Source organism: Aldersonia sp. NBC_00410 (genome assembly GCF_026342035.1).
Taxonomy (GTDB): Bacteria; Actinomycetota; Actinomycetes; order Mycobacteriales; family Mycobacteriaceae; genus Aldersonia.
Window position 1 is genome coordinate 1 of the sequence record NZ_JAPENM010000011.1, and the last position, 18,960, is coordinate 18,960.

General features: G+C 67.0%; 23 protein-coding genes. 16 read left to right on the forward strand and 7 right to left on the reverse strand.

Annotation, left to right across the window (positions count from 1 at the left end; translation table 11 throughout):
- Positions 1-253: 253 nt before the first annotated feature.
- Both OG921_RS22225 and OG921_RS22230 read left to right on the forward strand, forming a co-directional pair.
- Positions 254-877 (forward strand): TIGR03085 family metal-binding protein, encoded by a 624-nt coding sequence (locus OG921_RS22225; RefSeq protein ID WP_266114718.1) that lies wholly within the window; start codon positions 254-256, stop codon positions 875-877.
- 82 nt (positions 878-959) lie between these two features.
- Entirely contained in the window at positions 960-3,440 is a 2,481-nt protein-coding gene (locus OG921_RS22230) for a DNA translocase FtsK 4TM domain-containing protein (RefSeq protein ID WP_266114719.1), read from the forward strand.
- Positions 3,441-3,559: 119 nt separating this feature from the next.
- On the opposite strand, the gene OG921_RS22235 is transcribed toward OG921_RS22230, so the two are convergent.
- Entirely contained in the window at positions 3,560-4,369 is an 810-nt protein-coding gene (locus tag OG921_RS22235) for a DUF1906 domain-containing protein (protein WP_266114720.1), read from the reverse strand.
- A 226-nt stretch (positions 4,370-4,595) separates the two neighbouring features.
- Here OG921_RS22235 and OG921_RS22240 point away from each other — a divergent pair, with 226 nt between their 5' ends.
- Positions 4,596-5,594, forward strand: a complete 999-nt coding sequence (locus tag OG921_RS22240; RefSeq protein WP_266114721.1) for a TerC family protein — start codon at positions 4,596-4,598, stop codon at positions 5,592-5,594.
- Here OG921_RS22240 and OG921_RS22245 read toward each other — a convergent pair whose 3' ends face one another.
- Together OG921_RS22245 and OG921_RS22250 are read right to left on the reverse strand one after the other, a co-directional pair.
- Positions 5,595-5,879 (reverse strand): YciI family protein, encoded by a 285-nt coding sequence (locus OG921_RS22245; protein ID WP_266114722.1) that lies wholly within the window; start codon positions 5,877-5,879, stop codon positions 5,595-5,597.
- A gap of 8 nt (positions 5,880-5,887) precedes the next feature.
- Complete coding sequence (locus OG921_RS22250) at positions 5,888-6,430, reverse strand: amino-acid N-acetyltransferase (RefSeq protein ID WP_266114723.1); 543 nt, start codon at positions 6,428-6,430, stop codon at positions 5,888-5,890.
- Positions 6,431-6,574: 144 nt separating this feature from the next.
- Here OG921_RS22250 and pgsA point away from each other — a divergent pair, with 144 nt between their 5' ends.
- The 6 genes from pgsA to OG921_RS22280 all read left to right on the forward strand — a co-directional run bounded on the left by pgsA (position 6,575) and on the right by OG921_RS22280 (position 10,558).
- Positions 6,575-7,282 carry a CDP-diacylglycerol--glycerol-3-phosphate 3-phosphatidyltransferase gene (gene pgsA, locus OG921_RS22255; protein WP_266114724.1) on the forward strand — a complete coding sequence of 236 codons (708 nt, stop codon included), beginning with the start codon at positions 6,575-6,577 and terminating at the stop codon, positions 7,280-7,282.
- A gap of 72 nt (positions 7,283-7,354) precedes the next feature.
- On the forward strand, positions 7,355-7,843 hold the full coding sequence (locus tag OG921_RS22260; RefSeq protein ID WP_266114725.1) for a CinA family protein: 489 nt from the start codon (positions 7,355-7,357) through the stop codon (positions 7,841-7,843).
- Between the two features lie 182 nt (positions 7,844-8,025).
- Positions 8,026-8,412, forward strand: a complete 387-nt coding sequence (locus OG921_RS22265; protein WP_266114726.1) for a helix-turn-helix domain-containing protein — start codon at positions 8,026-8,028, stop codon at positions 8,410-8,412.
- Between the two features lie 227 nt (positions 8,413-8,639).
- Entirely contained in the window at positions 8,640-9,461 is an 822-nt protein-coding gene (gene pspA, locus OG921_RS22270) for a phage shock protein PspA (protein WP_266114727.1), read from the forward strand.
- 206 nt (positions 9,462-9,667) lie between these two features.
- Positions 9,668-9,844 carry a hypothetical protein gene (locus OG921_RS22275; RefSeq protein ID WP_266114728.1) on the forward strand — a complete coding sequence of 59 codons (177 nt, stop codon included), beginning with the start codon at positions 9,668-9,670 and terminating at the stop codon, positions 9,842-9,844.
- A gap of 6 nt (positions 9,845-9,850) precedes the next feature.
- Entirely contained in the window at positions 9,851-10,558 is a 708-nt protein-coding gene (locus OG921_RS22280; RefSeq protein ID WP_266114729.1) for a PIG-L deacetylase family protein, read from the forward strand.
- Here the strand turns inward: OG921_RS22280 and OG921_RS22285 are convergent.
- The gene (locus OG921_RS22285; RefSeq protein ID WP_266114730.1) at positions 10,555-11,214 is read right to left on the reverse strand and encodes a maleylpyruvate isomerase family mycothiol-dependent enzyme; all 660 of its coding nucleotides are present in this window, start codon (positions 11,212-11,214) and stop codon (positions 10,555-10,557) included. The genes OG921_RS22280 and OG921_RS22285 overlap by 4 nt on opposite strands.
- A gap of 131 nt (positions 11,215-11,345) precedes the next feature.
- On the opposite strand from OG921_RS22285, the gene OG921_RS22290 reads away from it, so the two are divergent.
- The 4 genes from OG921_RS22290 (at position 11,346) to OG921_RS22305 (ending at position 14,752) form a co-directional block, all read left to right on the forward strand.
- Positions 11,346-12,509, forward strand: coding sequence for a glycosyltransferase (locus OG921_RS22290; RefSeq protein ID WP_266114731.1), 1,164 nt, complete (start codon positions 11,346-11,348; stop codon positions 12,507-12,509).
- Between the two features lie 155 nt (positions 12,510-12,664).
- On the forward strand, positions 12,665-12,856 hold the full coding sequence (locus OG921_RS22295) for a DUF3046 domain-containing protein (protein ID WP_266114732.1): 192 nt from the start codon (positions 12,665-12,667) through the stop codon (positions 12,854-12,856).
- Positions 12,857-13,069: 213 nt separating this feature from the next.
- Positions 13,070-14,113: a recombinase RecA gene (recA, locus tag OG921_RS22300; protein WP_266114733.1), complete on the forward strand. Its 1,044-nt coding sequence runs from the start codon at positions 13,070-13,072 to the stop codon at positions 14,111-14,113.
- 69 nt (positions 14,114-14,182) lie between these two features.
- Entirely contained in the window at positions 14,183-14,752 is a 570-nt protein-coding gene (locus OG921_RS22305; protein WP_266114881.1) for a regulatory protein RecX, read from the forward strand.
- A gap of 42 nt (positions 14,753-14,794) precedes the next feature.
- Here the strand turns inward: OG921_RS22305 and map are convergent, their stop codons facing one another.
- Positions 14,795-15,559, reverse strand: a complete 765-nt coding sequence (map, locus tag OG921_RS22310; protein WP_266114734.1) for a type I methionyl aminopeptidase — start codon at positions 15,557-15,559, stop codon at positions 14,795-14,797.
- A 102-nt stretch (positions 15,560-15,661) separates the two neighbouring features.
- On the opposite strand from map, the gene OG921_RS22315 reads away from it, so the two are divergent.
- From OG921_RS22315 to OG921_RS22325, 3 genes are all read left to right on the forward strand, one after another.
- Positions 15,662-15,928, forward strand: coding sequence for a helix-turn-helix domain-containing protein (locus OG921_RS22315; protein WP_266114735.1), 267 nt, complete (start codon positions 15,662-15,664; stop codon positions 15,926-15,928).
- Positions 15,929-16,073: 145 nt separating this feature from the next.
- The gene (locus OG921_RS22320) at positions 16,074-16,298 is read left to right on the forward strand and encodes a hypothetical protein (protein WP_266114736.1); all 225 of its coding nucleotides are present in this window, start codon (positions 16,074-16,076) and stop codon (positions 16,296-16,298) included.
- Positions 16,299-16,314: 16 nt separating this feature from the next.
- A complete protein-coding gene (locus OG921_RS22325; RefSeq protein WP_266114737.1) occupies positions 16,315-17,313 on the forward strand; it encodes a hypothetical protein in 999 nt (332 codons plus the stop codon).
- A 51-nt stretch (positions 17,314-17,364) separates the two neighbouring features.
- Here OG921_RS22325 and OG921_RS22330 read toward each other — a convergent pair whose 3' ends face one another.
- A complete protein-coding gene (locus OG921_RS22330; RefSeq protein ID WP_266114738.1) occupies positions 17,365-18,273 on the reverse strand; it encodes an amino acid ABC transporter permease in 909 nt (302 codons plus the stop codon).
- Positions 18,270-18,950, reverse strand: coding sequence for an amino acid ABC transporter permease (locus tag OG921_RS22335; RefSeq protein ID WP_266114739.1), 681 nt, complete (start codon positions 18,948-18,950; stop codon positions 18,270-18,272). The genes OG921_RS22330 and OG921_RS22335 overlap by 4 nt, the downstream gene beginning before the upstream one ends.
- Positions 18,951-18,960: the final 10 nt, after the last annotated feature.

Here is an 18,960-nt window from a genome sequence, read left to right on the forward strand (position 1 = left end):
GCGGATCGTTCGATCCCGGAGCCCGGCCACGGTGAGCGAGGTGAACGGGAGGCTCACCAACCAGAGCCCCACGGCTACGCACGCGAGCCCCACGACGATCGCCGCCCAGCGCGGCGGGTTGCGCAGCCACGCGGTCGCGAGAGTGGCTTGTCGACGAAACGTCGTGGCGAGCGGCACTGGGCGAGTATCGCAACCTGGTATCCGGACTGTCTGCATGCGCCGGAATTGCGGGCGCACAGTAGCGTGTGGCTGCATGAGTCTGGCGCGCAGTGAGCGCATCGCCCTTGTCGCGACGATGACCGAAGTCGGCCCCGATGCGCCGACGTTGTGTGATGGGTGGACCGCGCGCGATCTCGCGGCCCACCTGATTACTCGGGAGCGTCGCCCGGATACCGGACCCGGCATTCTCATTCCCGCATTCGCCGGCTACACCGACAAGGTGCGTCGCAAGGCGGCCGAGCAGCCGTGGACCGAGCTGCTCGAGCTGGTGCGCTCCGGTCCACCCATCTGGTCGCCGCTGCGGCCGCTGGATTCGGCGGTGAACACGACCGAGATGTTCGTCCATCACGAGGACGTGCGCCGCGGCGCGCCCGACTGGGAACCGCGCGCGCTCGATCCTGCCGATGAGGCGAAGCTCTGGTCGGCGCTGCGGCGGATGGCGAAGATGGCCTACCGCAAGGCCTCGGTCACGCTGGTGTTGGAGTCGCTGACCGGTGATCGGGTGGTAGCGCACAAGGCGGGTGACCGCGAGGTCGTGCTGACCGGCGCGGCGTCGGAACTGCTGTTGCACGCCTTCGGCCGGGACGCCGTCCGGGTCGAGACCACCGGTGATCCGGCCGACGTGGATGCGGTGCTCGCACTCGAGCGGGGTCTGTGATCCGAGGGCGGTAGCCCGCTGATGATCATGTGACCAGTGTGGCCTATGGGCAGTGTGGGGCAGCAGCGACTAATCTGAGTGCATGGCAGGCAAGTCCGGCAGCTCCACGGCGTCGCGTTCGCGTGCGCGGGCGACCACGGCATCGCCCCGATCCAAAGCTCCTTCACGCAGGTCACGCACGGTAAACACGCCCAAGAAGCGGGCGACGCGGGGGCGGCGCAAGGCAAGCCCATTCGGCGCCATCGGGCGCAGTCTCGGATCGGGCTGGTCGATGCTGGCGCGCGGGGTCGGAGCGACCACCCGCACGGTGAGCCGGGCACACGACATCGAACACGGCCATCGCCGCGACGGCATCGCGCTTGGTCTCGTCGCGATCGCCGGCGTCACCGCCGCGGCGGTGTGGGTATCGGCCGGCGGCCCCGTCGGTGGCTGGGTCGCCACAGGACTGAAAGCCATCGTCGGCATGGCCGCGATCCTGGTGCCGATCGTCGCGCTCGGCGTGGCGATCGTGCTGATGCGCACCGAACCCGACCCGCACACCCGCCCGCGCCTGGTCCTCGGCTCGCTGCTGGTCGGGCTGCCGCTGCTCGGGCTCTGGCATCTGGCCGCGGGCTCGCCCGCCGACGCCGACGGCCGCGCAGACGGCGCGGGATTCGTCGGGTATGCCGCGGGTGGACCACTCACCGACGGACTGACAGTCTGGCTGACGGTGCCGTTGATGATGCTCGCGATGCTGTTTGGGCTGCTGCTGCTCACCGGCACGACCGTCCGTGAGATCCCCGAGCGGTTGCGCGAACTGTTCGGTGCATCGGAGGACGACGAATACGACGAGGACGAGATCGCCGCTGGGCGCCACGGCACACCGGCGGAGAACTACCCGACCGACGAGTTCGGCGGCGACAACGCCCGTACGGAGGTGCTGGCCGGCGAACCACCGTTGGCGGACGCCAAGGCCACGCCGAAGCGCCGCCCGAAGGCGCCCAAGCGCGTGCCCGAGCCGGAGTCGGCGTCGGATCCGCAGTTGCCATTGCCGAAGGAGTTCGTGCCCGACCGGGTGGTCGAGGGGGACTACACGCTGCCGCCGGCCGCGCTGCTGATCGACGGCGACCCGCCGAAGAAGCGCAGTTCCGCCAACGACACCATGATCGAAGCGATCAATGGAGTGCTCGAACAGTTCAAGATCGACGCGGCTGTCACCGGCTGCACGCGCGGGCCGACAGTGACCCGCTACGAGGTCGAACTCGGCCCCGGCGTCAAGGTCGAGAAAATCACCGCACTCGCCCGCAACATCGCCTACGCCGTTGCCACCGACAACGTCCGCCTGCTCGCGCCGATCCCGGGCAAGTCCGCCGTCGGTATCGAGGTGCCGAACTCCGATCGCGAGATCGTCCGCCTCGCCGACGTGCTCAAGGCGCCGTCGACCCGCAAGGACCATCATCCGCTGGTGATCGGGCTCGGCAAGGACATCGAGGGCAATTTTCAGTCCGCGAACCTCGCGAAGATGCCGCACCTGCTGGTGGCCGGCTCGACCGGCTCGGGCAAGTCGAGCTTCGTCAACTCGATGCTGGTGTCGCTGTTGCAGCGCGCGACGCCCGATGAGGTGCGGATGATCCTCATCGACCCGAAGATGGTCGAGCTCACCCCGTACGAGGGCATCCCGCACCTGATCACGCCGATCATCACGCAGCCGAAGAAGGCTGCGGCGGCGCTGGCGTGGCTGGTCGAGGAAATGGAACAGCGCTACCAGGACATGCAGGCCAGCAAGGTCCGCCATATCGACGACTTCAACAAGAAGGTGCGCTCCGGCGACATCACCACACCGCTGGGCAGCGAGCGGGTGTACCGGCCCTATCCCTACATCCTGGCGATCGTCGACGAGCTCGCGGATTTGATGATGACCGCGCCGCGCGACGTCGAGGACGCGATCGTGCGGATCACCCAGAAAGCCCGCGCCGCGGGCATCCATCTCGTGCTCGCCACCCAGCGACCGTCGGTGGACGTGGTGACCGGCCTGATCAAGACGAACGTGCCGTCCCGGCTGGCGTTCGCCACCTCCTCGCTCACCGACAGCCGAGTCATCCTCGATCAACCCGGCGCGGAGAAGCTGATTGGCATGGGCGACGCGCTGTTCCTGCCGATGGGAGCGGGCAAGCCGACCCGCCTGCAGGGCGCCTACATCACCGACGAAGAGATCCATGCCGTCGTCGACTTCACCAAGAACCAGGCCGAGCCCGAATACACCGAGGGTGTCACGGCGGCGAAGGTGGGCGAGAAGAAGGACGTCGATGCCGATATCGGCGACGACCTCGACCTATTCGTGCAGGCCGTGGAGCTGGTGGTGAGCAGCCAGTTCGGTTCGACGTCGATGCTGCAGCGCAAACTGCGCGTCGGGTTCGCCAAGGCCGGCCGGCTGATGGACCTGATGGAAACTCGCGGCGTGGTCGGGCCCAGCGAAGGTTCGAAGGCCCGCGAGGTGCTCGTCAAGCCCGACGAGCTCGACGGCCTGCTCTGGTCCATTCGCGGCGGCGGGGACACGCCGCCCGAGCCCGATGAGTTCGACTGACCCCAACCGGTCCGACCGCGCCGCGCACCCCCTTTGGACCGAATGAACGGAACCGTTCAGTCGATCAGATCGACTGAACGGTTCCGTTCAGTCGATTGCAGGGCGGTGGATCGGGACGGTCAGAACGGGCACCACCACGGCTTCTTGGACAGCTTCTCGACCTGAGCTTCGAGCTCCTCGATCCGCTGCAGCGCGGCAGCGAGGCCATCCACGACGGTCCGGTTGTGTCCGTCGGCGTCGGTGCCCAGCTGCGGCCAGCCGTTCAGCCCGGGCCCGCGCAGTTGGGTTTGCACGTCGCGCAGGATCGCGTCCTGTTCGGGGGTCACATCGTCCTCCTCGGGTTGCCAATCCCATTGACCGAAGTCGACGGTGATCGCTTCGTTCACGTCGCAGACAACGCCGCCGACGATCACCTGCCGGAGCGTCTGATGGATGTTGCGCCGGGTCTCCACGTTCACCCCGGACCAGGCATCGGTCTGCCACACCCACGCGGCGGTGCCGTTGTCCAGCGCGCGGTTGACCGGCCAGTGCCCGCCGTAGATGCCCACGTTCTCCGCACCGAGCACGGTGGCGGCACCGCGCAGGTACGCATCGATCGGAACCTGATCGGCCGGGGTGGCGTCGAAGTCCGCCGAGAAGTAGATCGGCCGGTCCGCACGCCCACCGCACGCCAATACGTGGGCAAGTCCGGCGCGGGCGTCGGTGACGCCGGCGTCGTAGCCGTCCAGCATTCGGTTGGCCCACGTCTCCCAGTTCGAGACGATCGAGATGTCGTGTGCGCGCAGGTCGGCCGCCTCGGCGGGGGTGAGCTGCTTGCCGGGCAGGCTGCTACCGCCGGGCGTGAGGTAGCGCACCACGAAGTCGAATCCGGCCGCCTTGATCGCTGCGCCGCCGGGCCGTCCACCTGCGTAGTCGAGGCCGAGGCGCATGCCGTCACTGTAGCGATGTCCACGTGCCGGATCGGTTCGCGGCAACGGTCGGGGCCCGACCCTGTGGTTGAATGGACATCGCTGTTGGAGGGGAGTACCCCACTCTGGCGGCCGCGTCGTCAACACGTCCGGCATCGTTGCCGGTCCGGTGCGGTCGGTTCGATGTGAGAATGTCGAACGGGGGAGACCTCCGGTATCGACGAATGTCTACCGGAGGCACACCTATATGCACGTAACCACGCTCGAATGGATCGTCACCATCGTGGTGATCATCGGTCTGTTCGTATTCGACTTCTTCGCCCACGTCCGAAAACCCCACGAGCCGACGTTCCGCGAGTCCGCGTTCTGGTACTCCGTGTTCGTCGGCCTCGCGGTGCTGTTCGGCGTCTTCGTGATGCTGAAGTGGGACACGACCTACGGCGGCGAGTATTTCGCCGGCTACATCACCGAACTGGCGTTGTCGATGGACAACCTGTTCGTGTTCATCATCATCATGTCCTCCTTCGCCGTGCCGAGGCAGTACCAGCAGAAGGTGCTGTTGATCGGCATCGTGATGGCGTTGGTCATGCGCGGCATCTTCATCGCCGTCGGCGCGGCAGCGATCAACACTTTCGCCTGGGTCTTCTACCTGTTCGGCTTCTTCCTGGTCTACACGGCGTACAAGCTGATGAAAGACCACGGTCACGAAGAGGAAAGCGAGAAGAATCGCGACTCCAAGATCATTGCGACGGTCAAACGTTTCCTGCCGACAACCGAGGAATACGACGGCGACAAGCTGACCACCAAGATCGACGGCAAGCGGGTCGTGACGCCGCTGCTGCTCTGCTTGGTCGCGATCGGATTCACCGACCTGCTGTTCGCGCTCGACTCGATCCCCGCGATCTACGGCCTCACCAAGGAGCCGTACATCGTGTTCACGGCAAACGCCTTCGCGCTGATGGGTCTGCGGCAGCTGTACTTCCTGATCGGCGGGCTGCTCGAACGTCTGGTCTACCTGTCCTACGGTCTGGCCTTCATCCTGGCCTTCATCGGACTGAAGCTGATCCTGCACGCGCTGCACGAGAACACCCTGCCGTTCATCAACGGCGGCGAGCACGTGAACGTCCCCGAAGTGTCCACGGCGATGTCGCTCGGGGTGATCATCGCGACGCTTGTCGTGACGTCGGTGGCCAGCCTGCTGAAGACGCGCAGTCAGGATGCGGAGAAGCACACGGCCGACGATTAGTCAGTCTGCGAAGGCGCCCATCGCCGGTCGCCATTCGTTGATCCGCACGTCCGCGACGAGCTGCTCGACGAGGAACGGATCGGCGTCGAGTAGGTTGCGCACGGCCTCGGCATCGGTGCCCTCGATCAGGATGAGGGCGCCGGTGCCGTCCGCGTAGGCGCCGGCCGAGACGACGATGCCCTGCTCGAGCAGGGCAGCGAGCCACGCGCGGTGGGCGGGGCGGTGCTCGTCGCGCCCGGCGGCGGTCGGCTCCGCGTAGGTGTAATGGACGGTGTGCAGCGTCATCGATGGCCTCATTCCTGTCGGGGTAGGTCGAGCGTGAGCAGCATGCGGGTGTTGCCGAGCGTGTTCGGTTTCACGTAGCTGAGATCGAGGAACTCGGCGACGCCCTCGTCGTAGGACCGGCACATCTCGGCGTACACCTCGGCGGTGACCGGGGTTCCGTCGATCTCGACGAACCCGTGTGCGCCGAAGAACTCGACTTCGAAGGTCAGTACGAACAGCCGGCTCAGTTCGAGCTCGCGGGCCATCTCGATCAGCCGGTGCACGATCAACTTGCCGACGCCGAGGCCCTTGACCACCGGATCGACTGCCACGGTGCGTATCTCGCCGAGATCGGCCCACAGCACGTGCAGGGCGCCGCAGCCGATCACTTCGCCGCGCCGCTCGGCCACCCAGAACTCCTGCACCGACTCGTAGAGCGTGACGAGGTTCTTCTCGAGCAGAATCCGGCCGGCGTAGACGTCGATGAGGCGTTTGATCTGCGCGACGTCCGAGGTTCGCGCACGGCGGATCTTCGGCAGATCCTCCGACGATTCGGGCGGCGCAGAAGTCATGCGTGCAGAGTAGTCACCGCAGATGCCGATACTCTGAGGGTGTGTCGGTTGCTTGTCGTTTCAGCGCGCGGGAGTGCGTCGTGGTGCCCTGTCGTGGCGGGTTGCGCGGTATCGCCTGGGCCGACCCCGCAGGAGGGCCGCGGCGTGAGCGCCCAGCACGATGACCTCACGCCGGTGAACGAGTTCGTCGAGGCCGGCGAAACCGAGCCGGCCCCCAGCCTTTCCGTCGCCTCGTCGGCGGTCGCACCCGACCCGGTCGAAGCCCCCGCCGCACACGCGCGGGTGCCGCTGCTCAATGTGGCGAACGTGCTGACCGTGGTGCGGATACTGATCGTGCCGGTGTTCCTGGCGGCGCTGTTCGCCGGCGGTGGCGATGACACCGGTTGGCGAATCGTGGCGACGCTGCTGTTCGGCATCGCGGCGGTGACCGACCGGATCGACGGTCAGTTGGCGCGCAAATACGGGCTCGTCACCGACTTCGGCAAGCTGGCGGATCCGATCGCGGACAAGCTGCTCATCGGTGCCGCCCTGATCGGTCTGTCCATGCTGGGCGATCTGGCCTGGTGGGTCACCGGCGTCATCGCCGCGCGCGAGATCGGTGTCACGCTGCTGCGCTTCGCCGTGCTGCGGCACGGAGTGATCCCGGCCAGTCGCGGGGGCAAGCTCAAGACCCTCGTGCAATCTCTCGCGATCGCGCTCTACCTGCTGCCGCTGCCCGATGCCGCGCACATCGTGGCGGTGTGGGTGATGGGATTTGCCGTGGTGCTGACTGTGATCACCGGGCTGGACTACGTGGTTCAGTCGATTCGACTGCGCGCGGTCGGCCGGCGTCGCACCGGATCGGCCGCGTGAGCGACCCGCAGTGCTGCCGAGTGAGCGACCCGCTCGGGGCAGCCGAGTGAGCGACCCGCTCGGGGCAGTCGAGTGAGCGACCCGCTCGTTGCCGCGGTCCCGGCTCGCGAATTGGTGCATGCGCTGACCGCCGTCGAACAGACCGTTGCGACTGCCGAGTCGCTGACCGCGGGACTGTTGTCCGCGACCATTGCCGGGGTTCCGGGGGCGAGCGCGGTTCTGCGCGGGGGCGTGGTGGTGTATGCGACCGACCTCAAGCACAGCCTCGCCGGTGTGGACGCCGCGGTACTTGCCACCGATGGTCCCGTCGCTGCGACGACCGCCGAGCAGCTCGCCGTCGGCGCCAAGGTCACCTGCGGCGCAGACTGGGGGATCGGCCTGACCGGTGTGGCCGGACCTGACCCGCAGGACGGTTGGCCGGTCGGGACGGTGTTCCTGGCGGTGGCCGGCCCGGACGGTACCGAAGTCGTGCGGCTCACTCTCGACGGCGACCGCTGGGCAATTCGACTCGGCGCGGTGCGCGCGGCGGTGACCGAGTTGACCCGCCGCGTGGGCGCCTGACTGCGTGCGGTGCCGGTTTTGCCTGCTCGCCCGCGGCGCGTTTCGGCCGACTCGCCGCGTGGCCGTCGGAGCGGCGCGCTAAGGTCGGGAACCAACGATGCGGCTGCGGTCGTTGACCCTATGTTCGGTAGGTCGTCGATCGTTCGTTGGGGCGGCACGTCGTACGTGACAGGAGGAACAAGATGGCGCTGTTGATGCGCGAAGCTATCGGCGACAGTCTGCGGCGTACCCGGGTATCGCAGAGCCGCACGCTGCGGGAAGTCTCCAGTTCCGCGCGGGTGAGCCTCGGCTACCTGTCCGAGGTGGAGCGGGGGCGCAAGGAGGCATCGAGCGAGCTGCTCGCCGCCATCTGCGACGCGCTCGCGGTTCCCTTGTCCGACGTGTTGTACGAGGTCAGCGAATCGCTGGCGGTCACTGCCGACCGCGAACTCGAGTCCGCGAGCGTCGAGACGACGCCCGAACCAGTGGCGGCAGGAGCGGCAACCGTGTCCGCGGCCCGCACGGAGGCCACATTCGTCACCGACGACACGCTGATCGTCATCCCCGCGCCCGCGTTGGTCGCCGCCTGAGCATTCACGACAGCCCTGAAACACGGCGATGGCATCGAGAGTCGCGTTCGCGGTCGTGGACGAGAGAACAAACCGATAGATTCACGAGTAGGCGCCGAACGTCGGTACGGCGGTCGGAGTCGAGTGTCGGTCCGGGGCGAGTAGGTACCGCGGACTACATGGCGCGTGACGGTCGCGTGCCGGTTCGCGCGTAGCGCGGCGCAGCAGATGGAGGCGGAGCTCAACCGATGGCAAATCCGTTCGTCAAGGCCTGGAAGTACATGATGGCCCTCTTCGATTCCAAGATCGAAGAGCATGCGGACCCGAAGGTCCAGATTCAGCAGGCGATCGAGGATGCCCAGCGTCAGCACCAGGCGCTGTCCCAACAGGCGGCCTCGGTCATCGGAAACCAGCGTCAGCTCGAAATGAAGCTCAACCGGCAACTCGACGAGGTGGAGAAACTCAACGCCAACGCGCGCCAGGCAGTGACGCTCGCCGATCAGGCGGCAACCGCGGGAGACAACCAGAAGGCGATCCAGTACACCAATGCCGCCGAGGCGTTTGCGGCGCAACTCGTGACCGCGGAGCAGTCCGTGGAGGATCTCAAGGTGCTGCACGACCAGGCGCTACAGGCGGCCGCGCAGGCGAAGAAGGCAGTCGAACAGAACGCGATGATGCTGCAGCAGAAGGTCGCCGAGCGGGCCAAGCTGCTCAGCCAGCTCGAGCAGGCCAAGATGCAGGAGCAGGTTTCGGCGTCGTTGCGCTCGATGGACAGTACGCTGTCGGCACCGGGCAGCACGCCCACCCTCGACGCCGTGCGTGACAAGATCGAGCGCCGCTACGCCGACGCGCTGGGGTCCGCCGAGCTCGCACAGAATTCGGTGCAGGGCCGGATGATGGAAGTCCAGCAGGCGAGCATCCAGATGGCGGGGCACAGCCGGCTCGAGCAGATCCGGGCCTCGATGCAGGGCGAAGCGCTGCCCGCCGGTGGCAACACGGCGACCCCGACTCCCGCGCCAGCGCCGAACTCGCAGCCGCAGAGCAACCCCGGCGAGACCGCCACCTCCTGACGTCCAGGTCGGCGCCCCCGCCCGGCAACGGGCGGTGGCGAACTGGGTCGGTATGAGCCCCTGGATCGCGTGGTGAGGGTATCGGGGTGATCCCTGATCTTTCCCTGATTTGTGGTCTGACCTCGTGATTTGTCGCCCGATCCCTGCCACGCTGGAACCTACGAGGCGCCCGATCCGGCGTTTCACCGCTGTTAGGGAGGCTGAAAGTGTTCTGGAAAATCGTCGGAATCGTCGCGCTGGTATGGCTGGCGTTCATCGTGGTCGGCGCCCTGATCAAGGGGTTGTTCCCGATCCTGGTCATCAGCGCCGTCGTCTTCGGTCTGTACCTGCTGTACAAGGCGATGAGCGGGTCGGACGCCAAGGACATGACCCGGATGCCGTAGCGCGGGATGGAACCGGTACCCGAGGATTGGCAGCGCGCAATTGTGGTCGCCGCGCATCCGGACGACATCGAATACGGTGTCGCGGCGGCGGTGGCGCGCTGGACCGATCAGGGCAAAGACGTGCGCTACGTCCTCGCCACCAGTGGTGAGGCCGGTATCGCAGGCTTGTCGCCCGCCGAGTGCGGTCCGTTGCGCGAGCAGGAGGAGATTGCCGCGGCGGCGGTGGTCGGGGTGACCGAGGTGGAGTTTCTCGGTCACCGCGACGGCACTCTCGTCGACGGACCACCGCTGCGCCGGGACCTCGCTGCGGTCATCCGTAGGCACCGCCCCGAACTCGTCGTCACTTTGCACTTCGGCCGGACCTGGCGGCCCGGCGCGCTCAACAGCGCGGATCATCGTGCGCTGGGCAGTGCGGTGCTCGACGCCGCGGCCGATGCCGGCAACGAGTGGACCTTCCCCGACCTGAGCGAGCCGCCCTGGACTCCGCGCTGGGTCGCGGTGATGGCGCCGGGGGCAAGCCACGCCGTCGACGTCACCGGCACGGTCGACCGCGCCGTCGCGTCACTCGTGCAGCATCGTCGGTACCTCGAGGCGCTCGATACAACACCCGTCGACCAGCAGGCGCAGGACGTGATCGACATGGTGATCGGGCGCATCGACGGATTCGATGCCGAACGGGCCGTGGGCTTCGAACTGTTCACGTTCGCCGGTTAGACGTTCAGCCGACTCCGCAACGTTTCGACGCCCGCGCCGTCGAGCTCGCGCAGCCCCGCGGCCCGCCCGGTGCAGGCCAGCAGGACCGACGCGATCGGCCCACGCACCGGCAGCCCGCCGCCGCGCACCCAGTCCGTGTCGGTCGCCTCGATTCGCAGACCACGGAACCGGCGCTTCGCGCCGAACGGGAAACCGCGCCCCCACACGAACGTCGCGGCCGCAGCGGCGGGCCCGGCCGGCATCGCCACGGTGCGTCCGAGCGGAATCGCGATGTCCTGGGTGTGCACCAGAGCGTCGACCAGCGGGTCGAAGGCAAATGTGCCGGGCGGATGCCTGCGCGAGTCGATGACCGCTTCGAAGTCGGCGACCAACTGTTGCGGCTCGGCCGCAGATCTTTCGCGAGCGGTCTCGAGGACCATCCGGTTGAAATTCCCGCCCCGGCGCAGCACCTCCCAGATCGCTTTCCAGCGGCCGAGGCTGGGACCGAGGACGAGATGAGCCACGACCTCGCGTACTCGCCAGCCGGGGCACAGGGAGGGTGCGTCCCATTCGGAAGCGGGCAGCGTGGCGAGCACATCGGCGAGGGTGCGGCGTGTCTCGCGGGTGGCCGCCCAGATTGCTTCGTTGTCCCAGCCGGTGACGCGAACGGGGAGCATGCCGGCACCTCTCAATCGATCGGATAAGCCTAGTCAGCGGCGATATTCGCCAACCGGGGATCACCCGCGCGGTTGCCCTCAACGACTACGCGCGGCGAACCTCGGCAATAGGCGTGTGGCACCCTGTTGCGATGCAGGTCGCAGTTGTCGCCGGTCCGGACGCCGGTCATGCCATCCCGGCGATTGCGCTGTGCCGCAAGCTGCTCGACGTCGGTGACGAGCCGACACTGTTCACCGGCGCACCGTGGCTCGACTCGATCGCCACCGAGGGCATCGACGTCAGGCTGCTGCCTGGCCTCGCACCACGCGAGGTCGACGACGATATGGACGCGGGGCGGCGGATCCACGAACGGGCCGCCTACATTGCCACCCTGCTCGCCCCGGAACTGCGCACCCTCGCGCCCGACCTCGTCGTCTCCGATGTGCTCACCGCCGGTGGTGGTCTGGCCGCCGAGCTGTGCGGACTGCCGTGGGTGGAGCTGTCGCCGCATCCGCTGTACCTGCCGTCCAAGGGTCTGCCGCCGATCGGCAGTGGCCTCGCGCCCGGAGTCGGGCTGCGCGGGCGTCTGCGCGACACGGTGATGCGGACGCTGACCGCCCGCTCGATCCGCGCGGGTGAGAACCAGCGCGCGCAGGCGCGGGCCGGAATCGGCCTACCCACGGTGGATCCCGGTCCGGTCGCACGGTTGATCGCCACCCTCCCCGCGTTGGAGGTGCCCCGGCCCGATTGGCCGGACAACACCCACGTGGTCGGGCCATTGCTCTGGGAGCCGACCGACCAAGTGCTCGCGCCCCCGCCGGGCGACGAGCCACTGGTGATGGTGGCTCCTTCGACGGCGTTCACCGGCGCGGACGGGATGGTGCCGACCGTGCTGCGTGCACTCGACGGGGCGGGGGTGCGCGTCGTGGTGTCGATGCTCGACGAACCGCCCACCGACCTGCCCGGGTGGGCGCGCGCCGGACTCGGCCGTCAGGACATGCTGCTGCGCGATGCGTCGATCGTGGTGTGTGGCGGTGGGCACGGGATGCTGGCCAAGGCGCTGCTCGCGGGTCGGCCGGTGGTCACCGTGCCCGGCGGCGGCGATCAGTGGGAACTGGCGAATCGCGCACAGCGGCAGGGGAGTGCGCTGTTGGTGCGTCCGCTGTCCGAGGAGGCGGTGCGCGCGGCGGTGCAGCGGGTGCGTGACGAACCGGGATTTCGGGCGGCGGCGCAATCGGCGGCGGTCGGCATCGCCGAGGTGGCCGACCCGGTGCGGATCTGCAGGGACGCGGTGGCGACCTACCCGGCGCCGTAGCGCAGAGCACCACCCCGGATTCGAACCGCCTGGTGTCGATCAGGCGAAGGTCGGCACTGGCGTCCTTTTGCTCGCTCGCCGGCTCCGCTCCGGCGTTTTGCTCGCTGCGCCGGCTCCGTTCGATCCTTGTCGGTCGCGGCGCTACCGTTGGCGGAATGCGTCTGACGGAGTTCACCGAATTGCTGCACACCGAGTTCGGGACGGCTCGCGGTGACGCCCTGCTCGCCGATCATGTGCTCCCCGCGCTCGGTCGTACCGGCGCGCGGGCGATCGAGGAGGGTGTGGAGCCGCGGGAGGTCTGGCGGGCCCTGTGTGCCGACTTCGATGTGCCGCGCTCGCGCTGGTGATCTCGCGAATACGGGAGACTCGTCCGGCGTGTCGACCCCGAGAAGATTGACTCGAACACCTGTTCGCCTATGCTGATGTCCATCGGAGCGGTGCGGGCGCCATCCACAGGCCGGATTTCATCCACAGGGCATGTGGCGGGACCGAGAACTGTCGGTGCCGGCTCCTAACGTAGCCACCGACCGCTGGATGAGCATCGAGTAAGGGGACCGACGATGGCAGCACGCGAGAACGATCGCGACAAAGCGCTGGAACTGGCGCTGGCGCAGATCGACAAGAGTTTCGGCAAGGGCTCCGTGATGCGCCTGGGCGAGGAAGCCCGCCAACCCATTGCGGTGATCCCGACCGGATCGATCGCGCTCGACGTCGCGCTCGGTATCGGCGGCCTGCCGCGCGGGCGTGTCGTCGAGATCTACGGCCCGGAGTCCTCGGGTAAGACGACGGTTGCGCTGCACGCGGTCGCCAACGCGCAGGCCGCCGGTGGCATCGCGGCGTTCATCGACGCCGAGCACGCGCTCGATCCGGACTACGCCCAAAAGCTCGGTGTGGATACCGACGCATTGCTGGTCTCCCAGCCGGACACCGGTGAGCAGGCGCTCGAGATCGCGGACATGCTCATCCGCTCGGGCGCACTGGACATCCTGGTGATCGACTCGGTTGCCGCGTTGGTACCCCGCGCCGAGATCGAGGGCGAGATGGGTGACAGCCACGTCGGTCTGCAGGCCCGGCTGATGAGCCAGGCGCTACGGAAGATGACCGGTGCGCTGAGCAACTCGGGTACCACTGCGATCTTCATCAACCAGCTGCGCGAGAAGATCGGTGTGATGTTCGGCTCGCCCGAAACAACCACGGGCGGTAAGGCTTTGAAGTTCTACTCGTCCATCCGCCTGGATGTCCGCCGGATCGAGACGCTCAAGGACGGCACCGACGCGGTGGGCAACCGCACCAGGGTCAAGGTGGTCAAGAACAAGGTGTCGCCGCCGTTCAAGCAGGCAGAGTTCGACATCCTCTACGGCATCGGGATCAGCAAAGAGGGCTCGATAATCGACATGGGCGTGGAGCACGGCTTCATCCGCAAGTCCGGCTCGTGGTTCACCTATGAGGGCGACCAGCTCGGGCAGGGCAAGGAGAACGCGCGAAAGTTCCTGCGCGAGAACATCGATATCCGCGACGAGATCGAGAAGAAGATCAAGGAGAAGCTCGGCATCGGGGCGGACGTGACGGTGGACGATACCGACGCGGTTCCGGTCGAGTTCTAGGCCGGGATGGTCGTGACTGGTCACGGCGACGGCAACTCGGTCGTGACTCGTCACGACGGCGACTCGGTCGTGACTCGTCACGACGGCGACTCGGTCGTCACGGAGCCAGGCGGCGGCACGGAGGCGCAGGCGCGGGAAGCCTGCCTGCGCCTGCTTGCCGCCCGCGCCCGCAGCCGCGCCGAACTCGAGCAGCGACTCGCCAAGCGCGGCTTCGGCATCGACGTGACCGAGCGGGTGCTGGCCTGGTTGACCGAGCACCGGCTCATCGATGATGCCGAGTTCGCCGAGGAGTGGGTGCAGGCTCGGCACTACAACGCGGGCAAGGGGAAGGCAGCGCTCGCCGTCGAACTCCGCAACAAGGGTGTCGCCGCCGAGGATGCCGAACGGGCGCTGGCGACAATCACCCGCGACGACGAGCGTGACCAGGCCGCCGAACTGGTCCGCAAGAAACTGCGTACTACGAAGGTGGCGCCGGCAGAGCTCGACCGTGCCGAACGGGACCGCCTCGTCCGGCGCCTCGTCGGCATGCTCGCGCGCCGCGGCTACCCGCAGGGAATGGCATTCGACGTGGTCCGCGCCGAGCTCGCGGACTGTGATTTCGAAGGCGTCCAGGATCTGGAAGACGCCCAATACGATTGAGCGGCACCCGGATTGTGGTGACAGGATTGTGTTGGGACAGGGTTACTTCGACGTGAGCACGAGCGGCGCGCCTTCGGTGATCGCGATGGTGTGCTCACTGTGCGCGGTACGCGAGCCGTCCGCCGAGCGGATGGTCCACCCGTCGGCGTCGTAGACGATCTTGTCGGTGCCTGCGGCGAACCACGGTTCGAGCGCGAGGGTCAAACCGGGACGCAGTGTCAGTCCGCGGCCCGCGCGACCGGTGTTCGATACGTGCGGGTCTTCATGCATGGTGCGGCCGAGTCCATGACCACCGAACTGGGTATTGACCGGGTACCCGTATTCGGCGGCGACCGCGCCGATCGCCGCCGATATGTCGCCGAGTCTGTTGCCGGGTAATGCGACGGCAATGCCTGCTGCCAGGGCCTTTTCGGTTGCCGCGATGAGACGCTCGTCTTCCGGGCGTGGCGCACCGACAATGATGCTGCGGGCAGAATCGGCTACCCAGCCGTCGATGGACACCGCGATGTCCATACTCAGCAGATCCCCGTCGCTCAGGACGTAGTCGTGCGGCAAGCCGTGCAGTACCGCATCGTTGACCGACAGGCAGATCACGTTCCGGAACGGGCCGCGCCCGAATGACGGCGCATAGTCCCAGTAACAGGATGTGGCCCCTCGCTCGGTGATCATCTCGCGGGCGCGGTTTTCCAGATCGAGCAGATTCACACCCGGGCGGGCGCGGTCTTCCAGATCGTCCAGCACCTCGGCAATGAAGGTGCCGGTCACGTTCATCGCCGCAATCTCGCGAGGTGTCTTCAGTTCCAACACGAAGCGGTTCCTTCCCAACGAGATGACCAGTCCGGTATTAAAATACCAGCTGTCATCGCTGTTCCGGTATTTTCATACCGTTCCGGCGCGTATGCTGCCCGTATGGTGCGACTCCCGCTCACCCCGGAACAGTTGGCCGCCGGCAAGCGCCTCGGACAACAGCTACGCCAGGCCCGAGGCGATCGAACCCTCGCCGACGTTGCCGAGGCGGCGGGGATCTCTCCGGAGACGCTTCGCAAGATCGAGACCGGGCGCATGGCCACTCCCGCGTTCACGACCGTCGCTGCGCTCGCCCGCGTGCTACCCCTGTCGCTCGATGGGCTCGCCGATACCTGCCTCACCCGCACCGAGTTACAGGAAACCGGATAACGGGATTCCGATTGCCGCGACCGAAGTTGTGCGGTGCCGAGCGAGCCGGGGGGACTACGACTTCGAACCTGCTGCGAGGTAGATTGCTCCTCGCGGGCCGGGCGGCTCGCAGCTCGGGGGTGGGGCTCGGCTGTGGGGGTGGGGATTGACCGAAACGGCGATCGAGCGAATGTGCCGGGAGACCGGTATCGACCGCGCAACCATCGCAGGACTCGGCGATCTCGATGTCGACGACATCGACCGGCTCCGCGAAGCGTTCCTGGCTGCGCAGCGCAAGCGGGATGCCGATCTGACAGCGGCAACCGAAGACGGGTTGCGGGTCGTACCACGGCTTTTGCGGCCGGCGATCAAGAAGATCCTGTTCGGTTGACGCCCCGGGGGGACGAATGACAAGCCTGGCTACACGTGCCGAGGTGATCAAGCTCGCTCGCGAATTCCACGTCGATGCGGGCGACCTCGTGTTCCTTCAGGATGCGCCGCCGGAGGCCATCCGGACCTTCCGCAGCGCCGTGGCCGCACAGCTCGATGCACCGCACCGGCCGATGTTCCGCCGGCTCGGCGCGGCCAGCGGCCTCGTACCCAATTCGATTGCTGTCGCCGTCGCGACCCGGTACTTCGGCCCGATGCTGTGCGGCATGGTCTCGACCGAGATCGGTGCCGACCGTGCCGCCAAGCTGATCGGCCACGTCCCGGTCGACTTCCTTGCCGATACCGCCCCGTATATCGATCCGGGCGCGGCGGTGTCGCTGATTCGGCAGCTGCCCACCGAGACGATGATGCCGACGATGCAGGAATTGTTGCGGCGCAAGGATTATGTGACCCTGGCGCGATTCATCACCGCGGTCACGGACGAGCAGCTGATCGACGCGCTCCCGCTCGTCGAGTCGGGTGAGGACCTGCTGCTGACCGCGTTCAACGCGGAGGGAATGGACGGCTTCGAGGTCGCGATGGCGAGCCTGACGGAGGAGCGAATCCAGTCGATCATTCAGGCCGCGGTCGACCACGACCAGTTCGCGGAGGCACTGACGTTCCTGCCGCACCTGAGTGTGGACACATTGCGCCGGGTTGCCGATGCGACCGCCGCGATGGGGCCGACGGTACTGATCGCGATGGTGGAATCCGCTCATCGGGAGAATGCCTGGGCAGAATTGGTTCCGGTGGTTGCCGTCATGTCTCCCGACAATCTCGCCGTACAGGCGAATCTCGACGTCTGGAACGACGAGAACCTCACCGGCGCAATCGAGGCGACGCGAGAGAACGATCTATGGCATTCCCTACGGCCCCTGATAGCGGCGATGGACACGACGCGCCGCGGCCGATTGCGTGACCTGCCGATCGTCACGGAGCTGGACGTGCGGGCCGCGCTCGGTGACCTGCTCGAGTAGATCGTGGCCGCGTGCATTTTGCGCCAGCTTCGAAAGTCCGCGTTGGTCGGACTACTTCGGTCCCGCCAGGTCCATCCCCGGTGCCCCTGCACCGCCGACGCCGACCACACCCGCACTGACTACGCCGCCCTCGCCGCGCACCCGCCGGGTTCGGCGCAGGCGGGCTTCGAGCGTGGTCGCGACATAGCTGAGCGTCGAGTTGAGCACGATCATGATCGCCGCGACGACCAGTAACGCGGGCAGATAGTTGCCGTAGTACGAACCGAGCTGCTGTCCGGAGCGCACCACCTCGACATATCCAATGAGGTAGCCGAGTGCCGAATCCTTCAGGGCGACAACCATCTGGGACACCAGCGCCGGCAGCATCGCCGTGACCGCCTGCGGCAGCAGGACCTGACGCATCATGAGGTTCTTGCGCATGCCCAATGCCTGCGCGGCCTCGGACTGTCCCTTGGGCAGCGACAGGATTCCGGCGCGGACGATCTCGGCGATCACCGACCCGTTGTAGAGCGTCAGACCGGTGACCACCGCGGCGAGCGCGAGGTCCTTCGACTTGAATACGTCGTACTCGGCGTAGAGCTGATAGGTGAAGATCATCAGGATCAGCACCGGGATGGCCCGGAACACCTCGACGAACGTGCCCGCCACGGCGCGAACCACGCGATGGTCGGACAGCCGGCCGATGCCGAGGATCGAGCCGAGGATCAGCGCGAGCACGATCGAGATCGCCGCCGCGATCAAGGTTCCCTTGATGCCGGGCAGCAAATAGGTGGTCCACGAGGACGACTCGATGAACGGCTTCCACTTCTCTGCGGTCAGCTGCCCATTCTCGTCGAGCTTGCGGTAGACGAACCACGCCACCGCGACGAGCACCAGCGCGACGACCACGGAAAGTATGTGGTTGCGGACCCGCGCTCGCGGTCCGGGCGCGTCGTAGAGAACAGTTGCCTTCGCGCTCATCGGGCCACCCCGTACCGCCGGCTCAGCCAGCCGAACAGGTACCCCATCGGCAGGGTCAGGCAAACGAACCCGGCCGCGAAGATGCCGCCGACCGCGAATATCGCGGCCTCGTTCTCGATCATTGTCTTCATCAGCAGCGACGCCTCGGCAACACCGATCACCGAAGCGATCGTGGTGTTCTTGGTCAGCGCGATCAGCACACTGCCGAGCGGGGCGATGACCGCCCGAAACGCCTGCGGCAGCACGATCAGCCGCAGGTTCTGCACGAACGTCAGCCCGAGCGATCGTCCCGCCTCGGCTTGACCGACCGGCACCGTGTTGATGCCGGAGCGCAGCGACTCGCAGACGAACGCGGCGGTGTAGACGCTCAACCCGAGCACCGCAAGCCGGAAGTTGTTGTCCACGAGAAACGTCGGCGAATCCTCACGCGCGAGGTTGAAGTGCAGGGTCTGGGAGAGCACGAACAGGCAGAAGATGATGATCAGCGTCAGCGGCGTATTGCGGAATATCGTCACGTAGGCGGCGCCGACCCAACGCATCACGGGCACCGGCGACACCCGCATACCGGCGAGGATCGTGCCGATGATCAGCGCGCAAACCGCCGACGCCGCAGTCAATTTGATCGTGATCCAGAACGCGTCGATCAGTTGGTCGTCGTACTTGGATAGCAGATCCACCCAATCCCTC